Raw genomic sequence first — 20,996 nt, 5'->3', positions numbered from 1 at the left:
ACTCCTAAATTAATTGTTGTTTTATTTGTTTTAAAAATTGCTTTTCTAGTATGGTTTTAAATTCCTGTGGATTTTGCATAAAATCATCTAAGTTTTCCAAATGATCGCTAAGTGTTTCTGATATTGTACTAACTAGTTTTGTCATGATTGCATCTTCTGGAATAAACATACTTAACATATATTTAATTAAATGATTGTCATTTTGAACATTACTCAACACTATTGGTTCTTCCAAGGTCGTAATAAGGATACTAGGTTGTTTAAACATAGCATCTTTCATATGTGGAATTGCAATAGGGTAGGGTTGTAATATCCAACTTGGATTTTCCTCTAACCGCTGTTGTAATTGTTCAGCGAATGACTGACCATCTTCAATGATATGTTGACTTACTAAGTAATCAGCTAAATGTTGTTTCCAATTTTTAACTGATTTATATTCTATTTTCACTGAATCAACTAATTTTAAACCTGCGCGCATGGTTTCTAAAATATCTTCTGAGGATGCTTTTTGAGTCTCCACATCCTTCTCTTTTACCACCTGATGTGATTCTTTGGTATTTAAAAATGACGCCACATAACCGATATCTGAATCAGGAAGTAGGGGATTCACTGTTAAAAATGGTCTATCGATATCTAAATTAACTGTCGATATTATGCCATCATAACTAGATAAATCTAATACATTTAAATCACTTACAGATGCTTGGGTAATACGTTCAATTTCACTAAATACTTGTACAAGACGAGTTGCTAATAAACGACTAGTCCCAATACCGCTACTACAAACAACTAGAATGTTTAGAAATTGATGTCCTTGATTTTTGATAGATCCTCCAAAATGAAGCACGATAAAGGCGACTTCACTTTCAGGGAATATCAAATCTGGCCAAACGATGCGTAACGCCTTACTCACATTATCAAATAGTCTTGGATATTTGTACTTAATCATATCGGTTAACGGGTTGTAAGTTTCAATATTTGATTCTAAGCGATTGATAGCTGGATTAATATGCAATGATAAACCATTTATTAAAGTATCTTTATCATCAAAGTATTGGCCTGAAATCTCTTCTACTGACTGTACAAAAGATTTAATTTTTTGTTCGCTTTTTTTATCTTCAAATAATGAATTTTTAGTATCTTTACGTTTTGAACCGCGCAAATGAATGGTAATAAATGTGATTTCAGCTTGGTTAAATTGAACATCGTATAAGTATTCTAAATGTTTGGCGATTTCACTAGCAATTTCATGTTCAAACGTATCTTTTACAGATTGATAAATGTCATCATTAAGTGATACATATTCGTTGTTTTGCATTCTTGTAATACTTAAAACGATATGAACAGTTAGTGTTAAATAGCTAGATTCAGTCAATGAATAGGGAAGTTGCCCTAAATAATCCATTAAAATTCTCTCAACTTTAAATATTCTATCTAAATCCACAAGTGATTGCTGAGATTGATGTAATGATTGGTAAACAAAGTGGTTTTCGATTACTGAATACACACTTGTACTATTTAAGTTATTCACCATTAATTGACTTAAGAACTCTCTTTTTTTAGATTCAGTGCCGTTTAAAATAACACCTTCGCCACGTTTACGTGTTAATGATAATTGATATAATGATAAATCTTGTTCTAATTCATCTAGCAATTTGGTTAACGACTGAATGGATACGCCAATTTCTTGAGCTAGACTATATTGTTTAACAGCATGCTTAGACTGTATAAGAGCATATAGAATAATAACTTTTTGCTCTTCTACTGATAAATCGAGCGTTTGCTGCTGAGTCATTTCAAGTTTTAATGCTTGAATATTTTGGTTAAGTCCTTTTAAGCGTATTCCTTTTTTATTTACACGTTCTAATTCTATAGAGAAAGTATCAATATAAGATTCAACATGTTTTAATTCTCTATGAATAGTACGAGAGGACACTGCCAGTTGCTGAGCAATGTCGTATATAGTGACATATTGACCGTGATACTTGATTAATAGTTCTATAATCTCTTTTTCACGTGTACTCAATAACATGGCGGTATCCTCCATTTAATATTTATTTAAAATTATTGTTCTTCTTTTTTAAGGTTATTTAATAACTCTTCATATCTAGGTGAATTTAAGAAATTATCAACTGAAATATGAATTGCATTTGGTACTTGTTTGATAGCACGATCAGTTAACGTTTTTTGAGTGATAACTAATTGAGCATCGTTAGGTAATTGGTTAATAGCTGTATTTGTCACATTTACATCAGAAATGCCAGCTTTTTTAAATTTATTTCTTAACATACTAGCACCCATTGCACTAGAACCCATACCCGCATCACAAGCAAAGATAACATGGTTAACGTTACTATAATCATGAGCATCTACATCTTCAGTATTATAGTTATCTAATAATTGATAAGCGTCGTCTTCAGTATTATTAGATTCTTCTGTTGATGTAGCACCTGCAGTTGCACTAGCTTCTTGATTATTTTCTTTACTGCTTAATTTTGAAGATACACTTGACTTTTTACCTTTAGTAGCTTCCATTTGAGCAGTAGCTGACTCTAAATCTTGTTTAGGTTCTTTTGTAAACTTAAGAATAATTGCTGAAACTGCGAATGATACTAATGTTGCTAACACCACACCTAATAACATGTGAAGAAATTCTCCTCTAGGTGCGTTAATACAATAAACGATGAATGATCCTGTAGATGCAGGGCTTTTGAATCCGAATCCAGTTGCTTGGTATGTTGCAACGCCTGTCATACCACCTAAAATAACTGAGATGAATAACATAGGTCTCATTAATACATATGGGAAGTAAATTTCATGAATACCACCTAAGAAGTGGATAATTCCTGCACCATATGATGTTGCTTTTGCAGTACCTTTACCAAAAATCATGTATGCAAGTAACACACCGAAACCTGGTCCAGGGTTTGATTCGATTGCGTATAAAACAGATTGACCTGCTGTAGCAGCTTGGTCTGCACCAAGTGGTGTGAATACACCATGGTTTATAGCGTTATTTAAGAATACGATTTTAGCTGGCTCAACAATAATACTTACGATTGGTAATAAGTGAGCGTGAACTAAAGCTTCAACTGCAACAGATAAAATGTGCATGATGAATTTCATAATTGGAGCTAAAATTTCAAAACTTAGAATTGTCATGATGAAACCTAGGATACCGGCTGAGAAGTTATTGAATAACATCTCGAAACCTTTTGGTGTTCTAGGTTGAATGATTTCATCTGTTTTCTTCATTAACCAACCAACTAATGGTCCCATAATCATAGCGCCTAATAGCATTGGTGTATCTGGTAATGCAACGATAACCCCCATAGTTGAAGTTGCAGCGATAATACCACCACGTAATCCATGAATTAAACGACCACCACTAAATGCAATTAATAATGGAATTAAGAATTTAATCATTGGATCGGCTAATTGAGCTAAATCTTTATTTGGTAACCAACCATTGTCGATAAAAATTGCAGCGATAAATCCCCAAGCGATGAATGCTCCAATATTTGGCATAATCATACTACTAAGGAAAGAACCGAATGCTTGAACTTTACGGCCGAAACCTTTTTTCTCTTGTGATTGTGCCATTTCTACACCTCTTTTTAAATTAGTATTTTGACTATATATATTGTAAATCTAAGAAGGTCATTACTACAATAAGAACAAAATTCGAATTTGTCATATAAATCGTGACTATAGGTAAAGAGAATGTAAATATACAGTTTGTTAACAATTAAATTCATATGCAATTTACGCTAGGAATTTTTTACAAAAAGCTTGTGAAAATATTTGCAATTGAGTAAATTGTCATTGTACAATAGGTTTTAATGGGAAGGAGGATAGAAGATAAATATTACAAAGCGCCTGTGCAAGTTGTTGTTATAATGCAATAATTAAGAATTTAATTCAAATGTTGAAATTCTTATAGCTTATATGCACATCTTGTAGACGAGGAGGATAGTGATCGAAAAGATCGGCGGATGCTATCCCGGATGTGGCTCATTCGTTAGCTTATTAAGTAAAACAATAGGGCAACCTATTGGACAAAGTTAATAAGATCGCCAGTAAATATTATATAAAATGAAAGACGTTAGAATGTTAAGTGTGATAAAATATCACGCTTATTTTCAAGTGGGTTCAAATACTTTTTTGTGTCACTTGTTGTATCGAAATAATAATGATAGAAGATTACTAAACTAAATTATGGGTAATAAATCATTGTTACTAACGTTATTTCAATAATTGGAGGAAAAATAAATATGTGCGGAATAGTAGGATATATTGGCTACGATAATGCCAAGGAATTATTATTAAAAGGATTAGAAAAATTAGAATATAGAGGTTATGATTCAGCAGGTGTAGCTGTTGCAAATGAATCAGGTACTAAAGTATTTAAAGAAAAAGGACGTATCGCAGAATTACGAAAAGTAGCTGATAGTAGCGATATTGATGGTACTGTTGGAATCGGTCACACTCGTTGGGCAACTCACGGTGTTCCAAATTATGAAAACTCTCATCCACATCAATCAACAACTGGTCGTTTTACACTTGTACATAACGGTGTAATTGAAAACTATGAAGAATTAAGAAGTGAATACTTAAGCGATGTTAAGTTTGTTTCTGAGACAGATACAGAAGTTATTGTTCAATTAGTTGAATATTTCTCTAAACAAGGTTTCGAAACAGAAGACGCATTTACAAAAGTAGTCTCATTATTACATGGTTCTTATGCGTTAGGTTTGTTAGATGAAGAGGATAAAGACACAATGTTTGTTGCTAAAAACAAATCTCCATTATTAATTGGAGTTGGTGATGGCTTTAACGTTATTGCTTCAGATGCGTTAGCAATGTTACAAGCAACAAATGAATATAAAGAAATTCATGACCATGAAATCGTTATTGTAAAACGTGACGAAGTGATTATTAAAGATGCTAATGGTCAAGTTCAAGAACGTGAAACATACACTGCTGAAATTGATGCTTCAGATGCTGAAAAAGGTGTTTATGATCACTACATGTTAAAAGAAATTCATGAACAACCAGCAGTTATGCGTCGTATTATTCAAGAATACCAAGATAATGAAGGTAACTTGAAAATTGATGAAGATATTATCAATGATGTTTCACAAGCGGATCGTATCTATATTATTGCTGCAGGTACTAGTTATCATGCAGGATTAGTAGGTAAAGAATTCTTAGAAAAATGGTGTGGTGTTCCAACAGAAGTACATGTGGCATCTGAGTTTGTATACAACATGCCTTTATTATCTGAAAAACCACTATTCATATATATCTCACAATCTGGTGAAACTGCAGATAGTCGTGCAGTATTAGTTGAAACTAAAAAGTTAGGTCATAAAGCATTAACAATTACGAACGTGCCTGGTTCTACATTATCTCGTGAAGCAGACCATACTTTATTATTACATGCTGGTCCAGAAATAGCTGTAGCTTCTACAAAAGCATATACAGCACAAATAGCAGTATTATCTATTTTAGCTCAAATCGTTGCTAAAACACATGGTCGTGAAGCGGATATCGATTTATTGAGAGAATTAGCTAAAGTGACTACTGCAATCGAAACAATCGTAGACGATGCACCAGTAATGGAAAAAATTGCTACTGATTTCCTTGAAACAACTAGAAATGCATTCTTTATTGGTCGTACAATTGATTATAATGTCAGCCAAGAAGGTGCATTAAAACTTAAAGAAATTTCATATATTCAAGCAGAAGGCTTTGCTGGTGGGGAATTAAAACACGGTACAATTGCCTTAATTGAAGATCGTACACCAGTGATTGCACTAGCAACACAAGAAAATGTGAACTTATCTATCCGTGGTAATGTTAAAGAAGTTGCAGCACGCGGTGCAAGTACATGTATTATATCTATGGAAGGTCTAGATAAAGAAGATGATACTTACGTGATTCCTCACGTACATGAATTATTAACACCATTAGTTTCTGTAGTTGCACTACAATTGATTTCTTATTATGCTGCATTACACAGAGATCTTGATGTTGATAAACCACGTAACTTAGCTAAATCAGTAACAGTTGAATAATCATTTAGATAAATTGAAATAATTATAAAACATACTTGATAACCTCTTTTTAGTCAATATTAACTGAGAAGGGGTTATTTTTATTGCACTTTTATTCAATTAATGACAAAATTTTAAGTAATATATCATTACGTTATGGAGGATAATATGGACAACATCAAAGCGATATTTTTAGATATGGATGGTACGATTTTACATGAAGATAACAGAGCATCAGAATATACAAAAGACGTCATTAATGCTTTAAGAGAGCATGATTATAAAGTGTTTTTAGCAACTGGACGTTCATATTCTGAAATTCATCAACTTGTTCCTGAAGGTTTTTCAGTAGACGGTATTATTAGTTCAAACGGTACTACTGGAGAAGTAAATGATGAAAATATATTTAAGCATAGTATGTCGCTCGAGTCTGTTAAGCGTATAGTGTCATTAGCGCAACAGCAAAACATATACTATGAAGTATTTCCATTTGGGGAACAACGACTTGTCTTAAAAGAAGATGAGCAGTGGATAAGAAATATGATTAGCGGTGGAGATACACCACCTAATAATGTAGGGCAAAGCGAATGGGCCTCAAGACAAGAAGCACTCAAAGATAAAATTCAATGGGTAGAAACATTACCAGATAAAGACTATTCGAAAATATATTTATTTGATACAAACTTAGATAAAATCACTAATTTCAGAGATGAATTAAAACAAAATAAAGTGTCACTTAATATTAGTGTTTCTAACTCTTCACGTTATAATGCTGAAACGATGGCTTATAATACTGATAAAGGAACAGGTATTAAGGAAATGATTGATTACTTTAATATAAAACAAGAAGAGACCCTTGTAATGGGTGATAGTGATAATGATAGAGCTATGTTTGAATTCGGACATTATACAGTGGCAATGAAAAATGCTCGAAGTGAGATTAAAGCATTGACGAATGATGTGACAGAATTTACAAATGAAGAAGATGGTGCGGCTAAATATTTGGAAAAACACTTATTAGATTAAATTAGAATAGTGATTAGATTAATAAAATAAGACGACGTTCAAAGGTTTAAAACCAATGAACGCCGTCTTTTATAATTGTTCTTTATTTGTTATTAGGGTTGTTTTTATCAATTGTATCTTTTGCTGTTTTTTCTAAATCATCTTTTCTTGATGATGCTGTATTTGATAAATCTTCTTTATGTTGAGTAGCTTTATCGTTTAAGTCTTTATTAGAATCTTGAGCATTAGATTGTGTTGAGTCTTTTAAATGACTTGTATGATCATTAGCACTTTTATCAGTTTTATCTTGTAATTGACTAGATTGTGTTGATTTAGCTTTAGCATCTTTATTATTTATAGCTTTATCTTTTTTGTCTTTTTTACCTTTTTTAGAATCAGTTGTTACTTTTTCGCCACGACGTACGAAATATTGAACGATTCCCATTAATAAAGCATAGTAAATAAATAGTGTTACTAAAATAACAATAACTTGTAAAATAACTAATAATACTTGAGCAACTGTTTGAGACATACTACCAGTTGCCATTTGTACAAGAGTCACTAATACACGTGTGATGATAGTAATTAATAAATTGATTAATAAAATACCAATAAAGAATTTTAACCAAGTTTTATGGCCATTTTTAATTGCTTTAAATCCTTCTTTGAAAAGTTTAATTGGTCCTTGTGTTGGGTTTTCTGCGTATGCGGCTGTGTAGTTAATAATTAACACAAAGAAGAACCAATAAAAGATTGAAGTAATGAATCCAACAATTAAAGTTACACCAATTTGGAATGCTAGGTAAGCAGGCATTGGATTATCCATGCCGCTAATAGGTCCTTGGACAGCATTAAATAATGGTGATAGCGCAAGGCCAATCAATTTATTTACTAAAAATAAAATGACTCCCATAATGATAAATAATACTACTGTGATTAATGCGAGTAACACACTTTTACCATAATGACCTTTTTTAAATGAAATAAATAAATCAGTGAACTTAACTTTTTCTTTTCTAATTGCTTTTGAGATAACATTAATCGCACCTGCAATCAATTGATAACCTAAAAAGATAAATAATAATATAACGACTAATGCAAGCCCAATAATCGGTGTAAGTAATGGTCCGACTGGTTGACCGAATTGCATCATCATTTGCAACTGCATGATTTGTTGGCCAATCATAGCCATTGCCACTCTACCGATTAAAAAGATGACGATAAAGCTTACTAATGTAAATAGTATTGCTTTAAGATTCTGAGGTTTAGCATTCTTAAATGCTAAGTTGTAATATTTAAACAAATTTTAAGCACTCCTTTTCGTTAATATAAATACAATATCAAAAATTTGGACTTTTTCAAATTAATATCTAACATAATAGGGGATTAAGTGTTAAAATGTTCTAATGAATTGAAAATGAAAGGAGATATCATCATGAAATTTGCAATTATTACTGACGTGCATGGTAACTTTGATGCATTAGAAACTGTATTGGATGATATTGATAACAGAGAAGATATTGATAAAATTTATAATCTTGGTGACAACATTGGAATTGGTCACGAGACAAATAAAGTATTAGATCATATATTTGATCGTGACGATATGGAAATGATTGCAGGGAATCATGATGAAGCTATTATGTCTGTTGTTAATGGCACTCCTTATCCAGATGATTTAAAAGATAAATTTTATGAACACCATCGATGGATTGCTGGCCATTTAGATGAAGAATATTATGAAGAACTCAATCAATTACCACGTTATATCGAAAAAACAATTTGTGGAAAAAAAGTTTTATTCATTCATTATGAAATCGCTAATGATAAATTGTCATCTTCAATTGATGAACAACCGTTTAGTCCAATCGTTAAAGATGATGAAAATGAAATGACTCAATTATTTGCGGATAAAGATGCTGATTTAATCATATTTGGTCATAACCATCGTTTGCATATGTTTGATGACAAAAATAAAATGTATTTTAACCCAGGTGCTGTCGGATTGAACAATGGTCCACACGCTGTTTATGGTATTGTAACGATTACTGATACAGACATTTCATTAGAAAGAGTTAAATTAGCATACGATAATGAAGAATTTTTAGAAGGATTTGAAGCTAAACAAGTACCTGCAAAAGAACTTATATTTGAAAAATTTATGTAATTAAAAAGTTGCCCTATCAATTGAATGATGGGGCAACTTTTTATTATTAATGATGATGAACGCCAGTACAAAGTGTTGTCTCGTCATGATCATGATTCACTGTTTCTAATTGAATTGTCATGTGTTGAATATTTAAATGTAACAAGTCATGTTCGATATGTTTAAGTAATTGTTCGCAGTCTTTGACAGTTAAAGTGTCTGATACGACAGCATGGCAACTTAATGCATTCATATCATTAGATATCGTCCACACATGATAATCATGCACGCTTTGGATTTCAGAGTTTCTCATTAAAGTTTGTTTAACGATATCTAAATCTACATCGTTCGGTGTACCTTCCATTAATATATTTAAAGAAGATTTGGTAATACCATAGGCACTTTTTAAGATAATAACAGAAACTAAAATACTCGCTATCGGATCAGCAATAGACCAACCCAATGTCCAAATTAATATTGCAGCGACAATTGCACCTATAGAACCAAATAAGTCTCCAAGTACATGTAAGAATGCACCGCGCATATTTAAATTGTGTGATGTATCTCCACCTTTGAACATTAAAAGTGCAATGACAACATTGACAATTAAACCTAAGATACTAATGACAAACATTTCTTTTGACTGAACTTCTGGTGGCGCGAAAAAGCGTTTAATAGCTTCTATAACAATTAGTATACTTATGACAAAGAGTGTAACACCATTGAAAAGTGCTGCTAAGACTTCAAAGCGCTTATACCCATAGGTCTTAGATATTGTTGCATGTTTTTCTGCATAGATAAATGCAATGAGCGCGACTAAAAGTGATAGGGCATCACTGAACATATGGAAGCCGTCAGAAAGTAAGGCTAGACTATTGGCTAAAAAACCGCCAATAATTTCTACTAACATAAATAGGGCTATAATAATAAATGAGATTAATAGGATTTTTTTGTTGTTTGTATGTACATGCCCATGTGCATGATCATGATGATGTGTTGACATATTATTTTTCACCTTCTATAGGGTGGCTCGCATGATGAATAGCTTGTTTCAATAGAGTAGAAACATGTTGGTCATCTAAAGAATAAATCATACTTTGACCTTGACGTTTTGATTTCACAAGTTTTACTGATTTTAAAAGTTTTAGTTGATGGGACACATTAGATTGGGATAACGACAATGAATGAGAAATGTGACCAACACTTGCTTCACCTGACGCTAATAACTCCATAATTCTAATTCGATTAATATCACTTAAAGCTTTAAAAATATCTGTCACACGTTCCAAGGTATGTTGATCAGATAGGTCTATATACTTTTCAGTCATACGAACACCTCTTAATATATGAATATGTATTCATATATTAATATAATCTACATTGCATATCTAGTCAATAGAGTTATGGCGTTTAAATAATGATAAAAAAGGTAACAATAATAATATAAGTTTTTAAGGAGGACGTTTGATATGAGTATTTTGATTATAGGCGCAAATGGCGGCGTGGGTTCTAAATTGGTTGATCAATTAAAAGATGATAATGTTGATTTTACTGCAGGTGTTAGAAAAGATGAACAAGTTAAAGCATTAGAGGATAATGGTATTAAAGCTTTAAATATTGATGTCGAAAAAGATAGTATTGAAGATTTAAAGAATAAGTTTAAAACATTTGATAAAGTCATTTTCTCAGTAGGTTCTGGCGGTAGTACAGGAGCTGATAAAACAATATATGTAGATTTAGATGGTGCAGTAAAAACAATTAAAGCAAGTGAAGAAGCGGATATTAAGCATTATGTAATGGTTTCAACATACGATTCAAGAAGAGAAGCATTTGATCAAAGTGGCGACTTAAAACCATATACTATCGCTAAGCACTATGCGGATGATTATTTAAGACATTCTAATTTAAATTATACTATTGTGCATCCAGGGGGCCTTAAAGATGACCAAGGTACAGGACAAATAAAAGCAGATTTATATTTTGACAGTTATGGTTCCATACCACGAGAGGATGTAGCCAGTGTATTAAAACATGTAATAAATTCAGATAAATTTAGCAAACAAGAGTTTCAAATTGTATCTGGTAATGAATCTATTAATGATGCATTAAAATCTTATGAATAATGAAGTAGTAAATACTGCGACATACAAATATATAGGACGAGCAGAATTCTGCTTGGCCTATATATTTTTTATACTTTTTAACCCCAAATAATAATACATACAGTTACTATTCATTTGTATTATAAATTGATATAATGACGAAGATTACCTTAAATATAATAAAATAGTATATTTAAAAGTAATAAATGACGTGAATATCGATTGAAAATAGTCAAAAATCATCTTAACCATAAAAATATGAATTGTGATACAATCACATATAGTGAGTTAAATATATTAATCGTTGATTTAAACATCAATAAGGACATACATAGAATACGAATCGTTGATAAATCATTGGTCAACGATATTTACATAAACATCAAGAGTAATGGAGGTGTAGACATGCCACTGTTTTTGAAACCTATTTTCCATGAGAAAATGTGGGGTGGTAATAAATTAGAAAACTTTGGATACCAACTACCCAATCAACAAATTGGAGAATGTTGGGGTATCTCAGCTCACCCTAATGGTAAAAATATAATTAAGAATGGTCCATACGCAGGTCAAACGTTAGATCAAGTTTGGACAGAACATCGAGAATTATTCGGTGAGTTTCCTAGCAAGGATTTTCCATTGCTCGCTAAAATTGTTGATGCAGAATCCCCGTTATCTATTCATGTTCACCCTGATGATTCTTATGCCTATGAAAATGAGAATGGTCAATACGGAAAATCAGAATGCTGGTACGTGATAGATGCAGAGGAAGGGTCTGAAATTATACTAGGAACAACTGCAGATTCAAAAGAGACATTTAAAAAGCATCTAGACGATGGGTCAGTTGAAGATACATTAAGAAAAGTAAATGTAAGGTCAGGCGAATTTTACTTTGTACCAGCTGGAACAATTCATAGTATCGGTGCAGGTATTGTTGCATATGAAGTTATGCAGTCTTCGGATATTTCTTATCGTGTCTATGATTATCAACGCGATAATCATAATGGGGAGTCAAGAGAACTTAATATTAATAAAGCATTAGATGTCATGGCATTTAATAATGATCTACCTAATATTGTTCCAGAAAAAGAGATTATAGAAAGTCATCAATGTACGCATATCGTTTCTAATGATTTCTTCACTATAGTGAAATGGGAAATTTCAGGAACTTTAAATTATATGAAGCCACGTGAATTTTGTTTAGTGTCTGTAATAGATGGTGAAGGGAAATTAATTACAGACGGTGACATTTTTGATATTCAAAAGGGAAGTCATTTTGTTTTGACTTCAGAGGATTTAGATAATGTATTTGAAGGTGACTTTTCTTTAATAATAAGTTATATCTAATGATTAAATAAAGGATGTTCAAATTATGAAGCAGTTTTTATATATTTCATTGCTATGTGGAGTGATTGCAGGTGCTGGTGTGTTTCTGAATATGCCACATTATCCTTCTTTAATGATACCTAGGTTGGTTGCTATTATAGGCGTTCTTAGCGCAGCTATCACGTTTCGAGATAAAGATACAAGTGCCATGCTATCATTAGGTGGTATTATGATTAATTTATTGCCACTGCTTGGTTCTTTCGTACCTTCTCATTAAATTTGAAAAAATGTCTTTATTAAAATAATAACTAAATATAAGTTATATATAGACTAATGCGGATTTTAGCATTAGTCTATTTTTAATTATTTAAGTCCTGAATGATTGCTTTTTAATAAAATATTTGAAAAATAGTTGTAGTAGCATTGGTGTGTTAGATATAATAAGGTAATTACAATAACTTATTTTACATATAATAAGGTGAGGAGATTCGTGATGACAGAAGAAATCAATTACTTTTGGTTAAATTGTGGTTATAATAGATGGAATCATAATGAACCTTTAGTAGGTCAAACGACATTATTTGAATCAGGTGCACAATTTAATCCTACTCAAGGATTTAGAGCATTTAAAAAAGCAAAAGCCGGTGACCAAGTCATCTTTTATCAAGTACAAACTGATACAGGTTTGTTAGGTTTTGGAGAAATACTAAGTGTTCAAGCAGGTGCTCAAAATAAAATCAGAGTTGAATTTAAATTTAATGAAACGTTAAATCCTTTAACTACAGATTATTTAAAGCGTAGTGAAGTACTAGATTTTAGAATGAGTAATATGAAAGAAACACTATTTAATCAAATTAGAAAAGAAGAATTTGATCTTATCGTTCAACTTGGTAAAGGTGAAACCAAAATTCCGCGTTATTTCTTCCTGTCAGAAACAGAAGATTTTGAACCCGGTAAGCACTACACAATATTTACACATACTTACAATGGTATTAAGCGAAATGGCTATCACTTCTATACACAATTAGAAGTTGGAGATAATGTAATTATTTACAATAAATATCAAAACCAATCTGTAATTGGTGTTGGTGAAGTGACTAGACATATTCATGAAAAACCACCAATTCCTGGCAGAACCAATAGTACAGCTATTGAAATTATGTTTGGTAAACATATAACACCAATATCACTTGGTCATTTGAACAAGCATCCGAAGCTTAAAAACTTATATTTCTTACAAGAAAACGCTAAGCAAGCAATAGCGAGTATGTCGCAAGTTCAATATGATGCTATTTTAGAAATGAGCGATAATAATGGAATTAAAAATCCATTTGAAACAGTTGAGAAATCAAATTTATTAGAAGAGCAACACCAAGAAACAACAATTAAGCCTTTTATTCTACTAGTTGTAGATAAAAAAGAAGAAGGTTTAAAAGCTGCAAATGATTTGTTACAAAAAACAAATGCCAATCCAATCATTACATCTGGACATCCAGATTTTAGTGAAGATATGTTATATGGTAAATATCTTCCTAACGAAAGTGGTGCGTTATACTATCGAGAAGGCTTTATCACTCAAAATATGCCTAAGAAAGATAAAAGCTATCTTGTAATCGACAACTTTAATAGAATCGATCCTGATATATTCCAAACTTATATCAACGTGCTTGAAGGATATGAAGTGACATTACCAAGATATAACAAAGAAGGTAATATGATTAAGTGGTCAAAAGAAAAAGACTCATTTTATCATTTTAATCCTAACTGGCACATCATTGGTGTCACTTATGACTCATTAGAAGAAATTCAGCAAAAATATTCTCAACAATTTTTAAAATATACTAGAATTGTAAAAGTTAACCAAGACTAACTCTAAGTTGATTTTATGAAGTAATCATTTAGTATCCTATGACTTAATAGGTAAATTATGATTGTATTCATAAAATCGACTTATTTTTTTAACAAAAAGTGGATAATTTGTTTATAAAAAGGTGAATAGGGAAAATACATAATGAGTTAAAAAGGAGTGAGTTTAATATGGCAATCATTTATTATGATGGTAATTGTGTTTATTGCTATAACTATGCGATATGGTTAATTCAAAAAGGGTTATCACATAAATATGAATTTGCGACATTAAAAGGTGAGTATGGCCAACGCTTGTTTAATCAACATCCGGAAGCGAAGAATAGAAATAGCGTAATAGTAGTAGATGGAGACCATATTGAATATGAATCTACAGCGATTGCTTCACTCATTACGTCATTACCTAATCAGTATAAATTATTAGGTTTATTATTATATGCCATACCTAAATCCATTAGGAATTTGGGTTATCAATTATTTGCTAATAATAGAGATAAAATGTGGCGCACACATTGGCATCAACCTAATGTTTATGAGAAATCATTCTTTTTAGATGATAATGCACATGTCAAATTGATTGATTCTCAATTATAATACTTAATTGAGAATACTTGGACTAAATATTATTAATGAAATCATTGATGAACAATTATATCTTTAAATGCTGAGATTTATTTGTGAATATCATATGAACTTATTTATAATCATTATAAATAAACGTATCATTTTACTTTACAGATTATAATAATTCTAATATAATAAGAGTATAAACAAAGCGTTAAAGGTAGTAAAAGGAGCGAATATTAATATGACAAATCATAATGATGTAGTAAAAGAGTTAAACCAACAAGTTGCTAACTGGACAGTAGCTTATACTAAATTGCATAATTTCCATTGGTATGTAAAAGGACCTAATTTCTTCTCATTACATGTAAAATTTGAAGAATTATACAATGAAGCTGCACAATATGTAGATGATTTAGCAGAACGTATTCTAGCAGTTGGTGGTAATCCTGTTGGAACTATGAAAGAGAGTTTAGATATGTCAATTGTTGAAGAAGCTGGCAAAGGTTACGCTGCTGAACAAATGGTTGAAGAATTATCTAAAGATTTCACAAACATTTCTAAACAATTAGAAAATGCTATTAAAGTAGCAGGTGAAGCTGGCGACGATGTATCTGAAGATATGTTTATCGGCATGCAAACGTCAGTAGATAAACATAATTGGATGTTACAATCTTATTTAGGTAAATAGGATGACTATAAAATCAAGCTAAGAGGCACTTTGTTTAACAAAGTGCCTCTTAGCTTTTCATGTAAAATATTTTAATAGCACCTTAATAATTTATAATTATTATGATAAATTTTATTAAAATAACCAAGCACATCTAAATCAACGTGCTTGGCTTTTATATTATTCAGCTATTTCTAATGCAATTTCCATCATTTGTGTAAATGATGTTTGACGTTCTTCTGCAGTTGTTGCTTCATCTCGTAAGATATGGTCGCTTACTGTGAAAACACCTAATGCTTTTTTACCAGCATGGATAGCATTTAAATATAATCCGGCAGATTCCATTTCAATACCTAATATACCCATTTTCTTCCATGCATCATTAAACGTTTCATCTGCATTATAAAAAGTATCTGATGATAAAACGTTACCGACATGAGATACCGCACCGATGTCATCTGCAGCTTGTTTCGCTTTTGTAACTAAATCAAAATCAGCGATAGGTGCAAAATGGCCAGGAATTTGATATTGATCTACATAATTTGAGTTAGTAGATGCAGCTTGTGCGATGATGACATCATATAAATTTACATGTTCTTGTAATGCTCCACATGAACCTACACGAATAATTGTATCTACATCAAAGAAATGATAAAGCTCATATGAATAAATACCTATACTAGGAATGCCCATACCAGAACCCATAACAGAAATTTCTTTACCTTTATACGTTCCAGTATATCCAAACATATTACGAACTTCATTGAATTGTTCAACATTTTCTAAGAAATTATCGGCGATGTATTTTGCACGTAGCGGATCACCTGGCATTAATACTGTTTTAGCGATTTTAACTCCATTTGGTTGAATATGAGGTGTACCATTTGTCATTTGTTATCTTCTCCTTAAATACATGATTATGTTTAAGATAACATTTGTTTAAATTTATTGCTAATTTTTGTACTATATAGATGAAGGGTATGTTTAACGAATGCATTTGTTCACCAAATGAGATGGACGAAAATTGCATTGTAAAAAAGTGAGGAGGACCTTTTAATGAATTATGCAAAATATATAGATCACACACAGTTAAAGCCTGAATCAACACGTGAACAAATCGATAAAATAATCAGTGAAGCCAAGGAATATGGTTTTAAATCGGTTTGTGTTAATCCAACACATGTGGAATATTCAGCAGAACAATTAAAAGGGACAGACGTCTTAGTATGTACTGTCATCGGTTTTCCACTTGGAGCATCCACTAAAGAAGTAAAAGCATTTGAAACGAAAAATGCGATAGAAAACGGTGCTGCAGAAATTGATATGGTAATTAATATTGGTGCTTTAAAAGATAAGCGCTTTAACGATGTCAAAGAGGATATAGAGAGTGTAGTAACTGCAGCAAATGGTAAGACGGTTAAAGTCATCATTGAAACAGTTTTATTATCAAATGAAGAAAAAGTAAAAGCTTGTGAGCTTGCAAAAGAAGCTGGTGCACACTTTGTTAAAACATCAACAGGATTTGCTGGTGGTGGTGCTACAGCTGAAGACGTTAAGTTGATGAAAGACACAGTAGGAGATGCTTTAGAAGTAAAAGCTTCAGGCGGTGTACGTAATTTAGAAGATTTTAATCAAATGTTAGAAGCTGGTGCTACACGTATTGGTGCAAGTGCAGGAGTTCAAATTATTCAAGGGTTAGAATCGGATTCAAGTTATTAATTCATCTCATTAAAGTAAAGAAAAATAAATCAAGAAACAAACATCTAAAAAGGGGCTGTTTTTATGAGAATGATAGATATTATTGAAAAGAAACGTGATGGGAAATCATTAAGCAAGGAAGAAATCGAATTCTTCATTGAAGGTTATACCAACGGAGAAATACCAGATTATCAAGCTTCAAGCTTAGCTATGGCAATCTTTTTTCAAGATATGAATGAAGAAGAACGTGCTCACTTAACAATGGCAATGGTTAATTCCGGAGAAGTTATCGATTTATCTGATATCGAAGGGATTAAAGTTGATAAACACTCTACAGGCGGTGTTGGGGATACAACAACATTAGTACTAGCGCCTTTAGTGGCTTCAGTTGGCGTACCAGTAGCTAAAATGAGTGGTCATGGTTTAGGCCATACCGGTGGCACAATTGATAAATTAGAGTCTGCTAATGGTTTTCATGTTGAATTAACTGAAGATGAATTTATTAAGTTAGTCAACGAGAATCAGGTCGCAGTTATGGGACAATCAGGTAACCTTACACCAGCAGATAAAAAGTTATATGCACTAAGAGATGTTACAGGAACTGTCAATTCCATTCCGTTAATAGCATCTTCAATAATGAGTAAGAAAATTGCAGCCGGAGCTGACGCGATTGTATTAGATGTCAAAACTGGTAGTGGCGCATTTATGAAGACACTAGAAGATGCTGAAGCCTTAGCGCATGCGATGGTAAGTATTGGTAATAGTGTTGGTAGAAATACAATGGCGATTATATCTGATATGAGCCAACCTTTAGGTAACGCGATTGGTAATGGCTTAGAGCTAAAAGAAGCAATTGAAACACTGCAAGGACATGGTCCAGAGGACTTAACTGAATTGGTACTTACATTAGGTTCGCAAATGGTTGTGCTTGCCGAGAAAGCAGATAATTTAAAAGATGCACGTGAACTATTGGAAGCATCGATTCAATCTGGTAAAGCTTTAGATAAAATGAAAACTTTTATTAGAAATCAAGGCGGTGATGTAAGCGTAATAGAACATCCTGACAGTCTTGAAAATGCGAAATATAAAATAGACTATACTGCAAAAAAAGATGGTTTTATATCAGAAATGGTAGCTAATGAAATTGGTGTTGCATCAATGATGTTAGGTGCAGGTAGACAAACTAAAGAAGACGACATCGATTTAAGTGTGGGTATCGTTTTAAACAAAAAAGTCGGTGACAAAGTAAATGCTGGTGAGTCTATCCTAACCATCCATAGTAATCAAGAAAATGTGAATGATATATTTGATAAATTAAATGAAAGTATTAAAATTGATAGTAAAGGTTACACACCAACATTAATACACAAAATAATTACCGAGTAGGAGATGTAAATATGACTACACCATTTAAACGTGTGCATCTAATTGTGATGGACTCAGTTGGTATTGGCGAAGGCCCTGATGCCGCAGCATTTAATGACGAAGGGTCACATACTTTAAAGCATACACTTGAAGGTTTTGATCAGTCGTTACCTCATTTAGAAAGATTAGGATTAGGTAATATCGACCAATTACCAGTTATCTCAAGTGTCGAGGAACCTCAAGCTTTTTATACAAAATTAAGTGAGGCTTCTGTAGGTAAAGACACAATGACAGGTCACTGGGAAATAATGGGATTAAATATTATGCAACCATTTAAAGTATACCCAGATGGTTTTCCTGATGAATTAGTCCAAGAAATTGAAAGTATGACAGGTAGAAAGGTTGTTGCTAACCGTCCTGCATCTGGTACTCAAATTATTGATGAGTGGGGCGAACATCAAATGAAAACCGGTGATTTGATTGTATACACAAGTGCTGACCCGGTACTTCAAATTGCTGCTCATGAAGATGTGATACCTTTAGAAGAACTATATGATATATGTGAGAAAGTCAGAGAACTAACCAAAGATCCTAAGTATTTAATTGGTAGAATTATTGCTCGACCATATGTTGGTGAACCTGGTAACTTCACACGTACATCTAATCGTCATGACTATGCATTAAAGCCGTTTGGTAAAACAGTTATGAATGAATTGAAAGATAATAACTATGATGTTATTGCAATCGGAAAGATTAATGATATCTATGATGGTGAAGGTGTAACTGAAGCTATTCGAACTAAAAGCAATATGGATGGCATGGATCAATTAATTAATGTTGTAAAAAAAGATTTCAATGGATTAAGTTTTCTCAATTTAGTTGATTTTGATGCTCTTTATGGTCATCGTCGTGATAAACCAGGATATGCACAAGCAATCAAAGACTTTGATAATCGAATACCAGAGCTGATCGACAATTTAAATGAAGATGATTTAGTCATTATTACAGCAGATCATGGTAATGACCCAACAGCTGAAGGTACCGACCATACTAGAGAGTATATACCTGTACTAATGTTTAGTCCTAAAATCAAGCAGTATCATGAATTGCCTGGAGATACAACATTTAGTTCAATAGGTGCAACAATTGCAGATAATTTCAACGTAGAAATGCCCGAATTTGGAAAAAGTTATTTAAAAGAAATGGGAGTGGAACACGAATGAAATTTCTAAGATGGCTATTAGGTATTAGTTTTGGAACAGCAGGTGTATTACATTTTACGAGAGAAAGACAGTTTAGAAACATTGTGCCTGACTATTTACCATTACAAAAAACAGCAGTACTTGTAACTGGCGTATTTGAAATATTCTTTGGTATTGCTTTACTTATTAAACGCCCAGCAAGTTGGTTGAAAAAAGGAATAAATTTATTCTTATTAGCAGTTTTACCTGCAAATGTTTATATGGCGAGAAAAAAATTACCACTTGGTGATAAAGAAGTGCCGGCATGGGCATTATGGTTACGTTTACCATTACAATTTGTACTGATTGGTTTAGTTAAAAAATTATAAGATTAAATAAGCCAGGATGTTAGCAATGAAGCTAACATCCTGGCTTATTTTATACATATATATTGCTATTTAGCATTGCCATAAATGTCGTGCCATTGATTACGTTTATCTAAGAACGCTTGTGCGATTTCTTTGGCACCTTCTAATGAATGACTAGCAGCCCAACCACATTGTACTTCATTACATGCAGGGACTTCTGTTGTGTTTAACACATCATGGAGAGTTTTTTCAACAATATCTAATACATCTTCATAATCATCATGGTTGATAAATGAAACATAAAATCCTGTTTGACATCCCATTGGGCTTAAATCTACTACTTTATCTGTATGATTTCTGATGTTTTCCGCCATTAAATGCTCTAGTGAATGTAAACCAGGCATTTCCATATGTTCTTTGTTAGGTTGTTTAAAACGAATATCATATTTGTGAATTTTGTCGCCATTTAGTCCTTCCATTGTGCCTGCTAATCGAATAAATGGTGCAACCACTTTTGTATGATCTAAATTAAAACTTTCTACGTTCATTTTGGGCATTATATTTTCCTCCTCAAATATACGAAACAACAATTTATTAATAACTAAATTGTAACAATACTGTTTTGTTTTTACAATTTCGAGGTAACAGT

The 20,996-nt window shown here is 32.2% G+C and carries 20 protein-coding genes; 13 read left to right on the top strand and 7 right to left on the bottom strand.

Translation table 11 applies throughout. From position 1 onward, the window contains the following. Window positions 1-4 precede the first annotated feature (4 nt). Complete coding sequence (locus ACJQQZ_RS11560; protein WP_145506773.1) at window positions 5-2,032, bottom strand: BglG family transcription antiterminator; 2,028 nt, start codon at window positions 2,030-2,032, stop codon at window positions 5-7. Window positions 2,033-2,064: 32 nt separating this feature from the next. Beyond that, a complete protein-coding gene (locus ACJQQZ_RS11555) occupies window positions 2,065-3,603 on the bottom strand; it encodes a PTS mannitol transporter subunit IIBC (RefSeq protein ID WP_408023160.1) in 1,539 nt (512 codons plus the stop codon). A 671-nt stretch (window positions 3,604-4,274) separates the two neighbouring features. Between ACJQQZ_RS11555 and glmS the strand changes: the two genes are divergently transcribed. Together glmS and ACJQQZ_RS11545 are read left to right on the top strand one after the other, a co-directional pair. Next, window positions 4,275-6,080, top strand: coding sequence for a glutamine--fructose-6-phosphate transaminase (isomerizing) (gene glmS, locus ACJQQZ_RS11550; protein ID WP_145506764.1), 1,806 nt, complete (start codon window positions 4,275-4,277; stop codon window positions 6,078-6,080). A 147-nt stretch (window positions 6,081-6,227) separates the two neighbouring features. Next, complete coding sequence (locus tag ACJQQZ_RS11545) at window positions 6,228-7,085, top strand: HAD family hydrolase (RefSeq protein WP_002451699.1); 858 nt, start codon at window positions 6,228-6,230, stop codon at window positions 7,083-7,085. Window positions 7,086-7,167: 82 nt separating this feature from the next. Here ACJQQZ_RS11545 and ACJQQZ_RS11540 read toward each other — a convergent pair whose 3' ends face one another. After that, window positions 7,168-8,367: a lytic transglycosylase gene (locus ACJQQZ_RS11540; protein ID WP_107533132.1), complete on the bottom strand. Its 1,200-nt coding sequence runs from the start codon at window positions 8,365-8,367 to the stop codon at window positions 7,168-7,170. Between the two features lie 132 nt (window positions 8,368-8,499). Here ACJQQZ_RS11540 and ACJQQZ_RS11535 point away from each other — a divergent pair, with 132 nt between their 5' ends. After that, window positions 8,500-9,231 carry a metallophosphoesterase family protein gene (locus tag ACJQQZ_RS11535; protein WP_002451697.1) on the top strand — a complete coding sequence of 244 codons (732 nt, stop codon included), beginning with the start codon at window positions 8,500-8,502 and terminating at the stop codon, window positions 9,229-9,231. 46 nt (window positions 9,232-9,277) lie between these two features. On the opposite strand, the gene czrB is transcribed toward ACJQQZ_RS11535, so the two are convergent. Then, the gene (czrB, locus tag ACJQQZ_RS11530; protein WP_002451696.1) at window positions 9,278-10,213 is read right to left on the bottom strand and encodes a CDF family zinc efflux transporter CzrB; all 936 of its coding nucleotides are present in this window, start codon (window positions 10,211-10,213) and stop codon (window positions 9,278-9,280) included. Window position 10,214: 1 nt separating this feature from the next. Beyond that, on the bottom strand, window positions 10,215-10,538 hold the full coding sequence (locus ACJQQZ_RS11525) for an ArsR/SmtB family transcription factor (protein ID WP_002451695.1): 324 nt from the start codon (window positions 10,536-10,538) through the stop codon (window positions 10,215-10,217). 141 nt (window positions 10,539-10,679) lie between these two features. Here ACJQQZ_RS11525 and ACJQQZ_RS11520 point away from each other — a divergent pair, with 141 nt between their 5' ends. From ACJQQZ_RS11520 to ACJQQZ_RS11495, 6 genes are all read left to right on the top strand, one after another. Beyond that, a complete protein-coding gene (locus ACJQQZ_RS11520) occupies window positions 10,680-11,333 on the top strand; it encodes an SDR family oxidoreductase (RefSeq protein ID WP_145506760.1) in 654 nt (217 codons plus the stop codon). 384 nt (window positions 11,334-11,717) lie between these two features. Next, a complete protein-coding gene (locus ACJQQZ_RS11515; protein ID WP_124227734.1) occupies window positions 11,718-12,656 on the top strand; it encodes a type I phosphomannose isomerase catalytic subunit in 939 nt (312 codons plus the stop codon). A 25-nt stretch (window positions 12,657-12,681) separates the two neighbouring features. After that, complete coding sequence (locus ACJQQZ_RS11510) at window positions 12,682-12,912, top strand: hypothetical protein (RefSeq protein ID WP_002451692.1); 231 nt, start codon at window positions 12,682-12,684, stop codon at window positions 12,910-12,912. A 216-nt stretch (window positions 12,913-13,128) separates the two neighbouring features. Beyond that, window positions 13,129-14,505 carry an EVE domain-containing protein gene (locus ACJQQZ_RS11505; RefSeq protein WP_145506756.1) on the top strand — a complete coding sequence of 459 codons (1,377 nt, stop codon included), beginning with the start codon at window positions 13,129-13,131 and terminating at the stop codon, window positions 14,503-14,505. A 167-nt stretch (window positions 14,506-14,672) separates the two neighbouring features. Then, window positions 14,673-15,095, top strand: coding sequence for a thiol-disulfide oxidoreductase DCC family protein (locus tag ACJQQZ_RS11500; protein WP_124227732.1), 423 nt, complete (start codon window positions 14,673-14,675; stop codon window positions 15,093-15,095). A 214-nt stretch (window positions 15,096-15,309) separates the two neighbouring features. Beyond that, window positions 15,310-15,756 carry a Dps family protein gene (locus tag ACJQQZ_RS11495; protein ID WP_002451689.1) on the top strand — a complete coding sequence of 149 codons (447 nt, stop codon included), beginning with the start codon at window positions 15,310-15,312 and terminating at the stop codon, window positions 15,754-15,756. Between the two features lie 159 nt (window positions 15,757-15,915). Here ACJQQZ_RS11495 and deoD read toward each other — a convergent pair whose 3' ends face one another. Beyond that, complete coding sequence (deoD, locus tag ACJQQZ_RS11490; RefSeq protein ID WP_002451688.1) at window positions 15,916-16,626, bottom strand: purine-nucleoside phosphorylase; 711 nt, start codon at window positions 16,624-16,626, stop codon at window positions 15,916-15,918. A gap of 165 nt (window positions 16,627-16,791) precedes the next feature. Here deoD and deoC point away from each other — a divergent pair, with 165 nt between their 5' ends. The 4 genes from deoC to ACJQQZ_RS11470 all read left to right on the top strand — a co-directional run bounded on the left by deoC (window position 16,792) and on the right by ACJQQZ_RS11470 (window position 20,368). After that, complete coding sequence (gene deoC / locus ACJQQZ_RS11485) at window positions 16,792-17,454, top strand: deoxyribose-phosphate aldolase (RefSeq protein WP_002451687.1); 663 nt, start codon at window positions 16,792-16,794, stop codon at window positions 17,452-17,454. A gap of 63 nt (window positions 17,455-17,517) precedes the next feature. Then, window positions 17,518-18,819, top strand: a complete 1,302-nt coding sequence (locus tag ACJQQZ_RS11480) for a pyrimidine-nucleoside phosphorylase (RefSeq protein ID WP_408023159.1) — start codon at window positions 17,518-17,520, stop codon at window positions 18,817-18,819. A gap of 11 nt (window positions 18,820-18,830) precedes the next feature. After that, a complete protein-coding gene (gene deoB, locus ACJQQZ_RS11475) occupies window positions 18,831-20,021 on the top strand; it encodes a phosphopentomutase (RefSeq protein ID WP_124227730.1) in 1,191 nt (396 codons plus the stop codon). After that, complete coding sequence (locus ACJQQZ_RS11470) at window positions 20,018-20,368, top strand: DoxX family protein (RefSeq protein WP_023373368.1); 351 nt, start codon at window positions 20,018-20,020, stop codon at window positions 20,366-20,368. The genes deoB and ACJQQZ_RS11470 overlap by 4 nt, the downstream gene beginning before the upstream one ends. A 65-nt stretch (window positions 20,369-20,433) precedes the next feature. On the opposite strand, the gene ACJQQZ_RS11465 is transcribed toward ACJQQZ_RS11470, so the two are convergent. Then, entirely contained in the window at window positions 20,434-20,904 is a 471-nt protein-coding gene (locus ACJQQZ_RS11465; RefSeq protein WP_124227729.1) for an S-ribosylhomocysteine lyase, read from the bottom strand. Between the last annotated feature and the right edge of the window lie 92 nt (window positions 20,905-20,996).

This window comes from Staphylococcus sp. KUGN1, from assembly GCF_045984185.1.
In the GTDB taxonomy this organism is placed as follows: Bacteria; Bacillota; Bacilli; order Staphylococcales; family Staphylococcaceae; genus Staphylococcus; species Staphylococcus warneri_A.
The sequence above is the reverse complement of the archived record's forward strand: the minus strand, read 5'-3'. Positions and strand labels throughout refer to the sequence as shown.

What these genes read in the sequence shown, in the direction of transcription:
- ACJQQZ_RS11560 (WP_145506773.1), bottom strand. Translation starts at nt 2,032, where the DNA reads ATGTTATTGAGTACACGTGAAAAAGAGATTATAGAACTATTAATCAAG.
- ACJQQZ_RS11555 (WP_408023160.1), bottom strand. Translation starts at nt 3,603, where the DNA reads ATGGCACAATCACAAGAGAAAAAAGGTTTCGGCCGTAAAGTTCAAGCA.
- glmS (WP_145506764.1), top strand. Translation starts at nt 4,275, where the DNA reads ATGTGCGGAATAGTAGGATATATTGGCTACGATAATGCCAAGGAATTA.
- ACJQQZ_RS11545 (WP_002451699.1), top strand. Translation starts at nt 6,228, where the DNA reads ATGGACAACATCAAAGCGATATTTTTAGATATGGATGGTACGATTTTA.
- ACJQQZ_RS11535 (WP_002451697.1), top strand. Translation starts at nt 8,500, where the DNA reads ATGAAATTTGCAATTATTACTGACGTGCATGGTAACTTTGATGCATTA.
- czrB (WP_002451696.1), bottom strand. Translation starts at nt 10,213, where the DNA reads ATGTCAACACATCATCATGATCATGCACATGGGCATGTACATACAAAC.
- ACJQQZ_RS11525 (WP_002451695.1), bottom strand. Translation starts at nt 10,538, where the DNA reads ATGACTGAAAAGTATATAGACCTATCTGATCAACATACCTTGGAACGT.
- ACJQQZ_RS11520 (WP_145506760.1), top strand. Translation starts at nt 10,680, where the DNA reads ATGAGTATTTTGATTATAGGCGCAAATGGCGGCGTGGGTTCTAAATTG.
- ACJQQZ_RS11515 (WP_124227734.1), top strand. Translation starts at nt 11,718, where the DNA reads ATGCCACTGTTTTTGAAACCTATTTTCCATGAGAAAATGTGGGGTGGT.
- ACJQQZ_RS11510 (WP_002451692.1), top strand. Translation starts at nt 12,682, where the DNA reads ATGAAGCAGTTTTTATATATTTCATTGCTATGTGGAGTGATTGCAGGT.
- ACJQQZ_RS11505 (WP_145506756.1), top strand. Translation starts at nt 13,129, where the DNA reads ATGACAGAAGAAATCAATTACTTTTGGTTAAATTGTGGTTATAATAGA.
- ACJQQZ_RS11500 (WP_124227732.1), top strand. Translation starts at nt 14,673, where the DNA reads ATGGCAATCATTTATTATGATGGTAATTGTGTTTATTGCTATAACTAT.
- ACJQQZ_RS11495 (WP_002451689.1), top strand. Translation starts at nt 15,310, where the DNA reads ATGACAAATCATAATGATGTAGTAAAAGAGTTAAACCAACAAGTTGCT.
- deoD (WP_002451688.1), bottom strand. Translation starts at nt 16,626, where the DNA reads ATGACAAATGGTACACCTCATATTCAACCAAATGGAGTTAAAATCGCT.
- deoC (WP_002451687.1), top strand. Translation starts at nt 16,792, where the DNA reads ATGAATTATGCAAAATATATAGATCACACACAGTTAAAGCCTGAATCA.
- ACJQQZ_RS11480 (WP_408023159.1), top strand. Translation starts at nt 17,518, where the DNA reads ATGAGAATGATAGATATTATTGAAAAGAAACGTGATGGGAAATCATTA.
- deoB (WP_124227730.1), top strand. Translation starts at nt 18,831, where the DNA reads ATGACTACACCATTTAAACGTGTGCATCTAATTGTGATGGACTCAGTT.
- ACJQQZ_RS11470 (WP_023373368.1), top strand. Translation starts at nt 20,018, where the DNA reads ATGAAATTTCTAAGATGGCTATTAGGTATTAGTTTTGGAACAGCAGGT.
- ACJQQZ_RS11465 (WP_124227729.1), bottom strand. Translation starts at nt 20,904, where the DNA reads ATGCCCAAAATGAACGTAGAAAGTTTTAATTTAGATCATACAAAAGTG.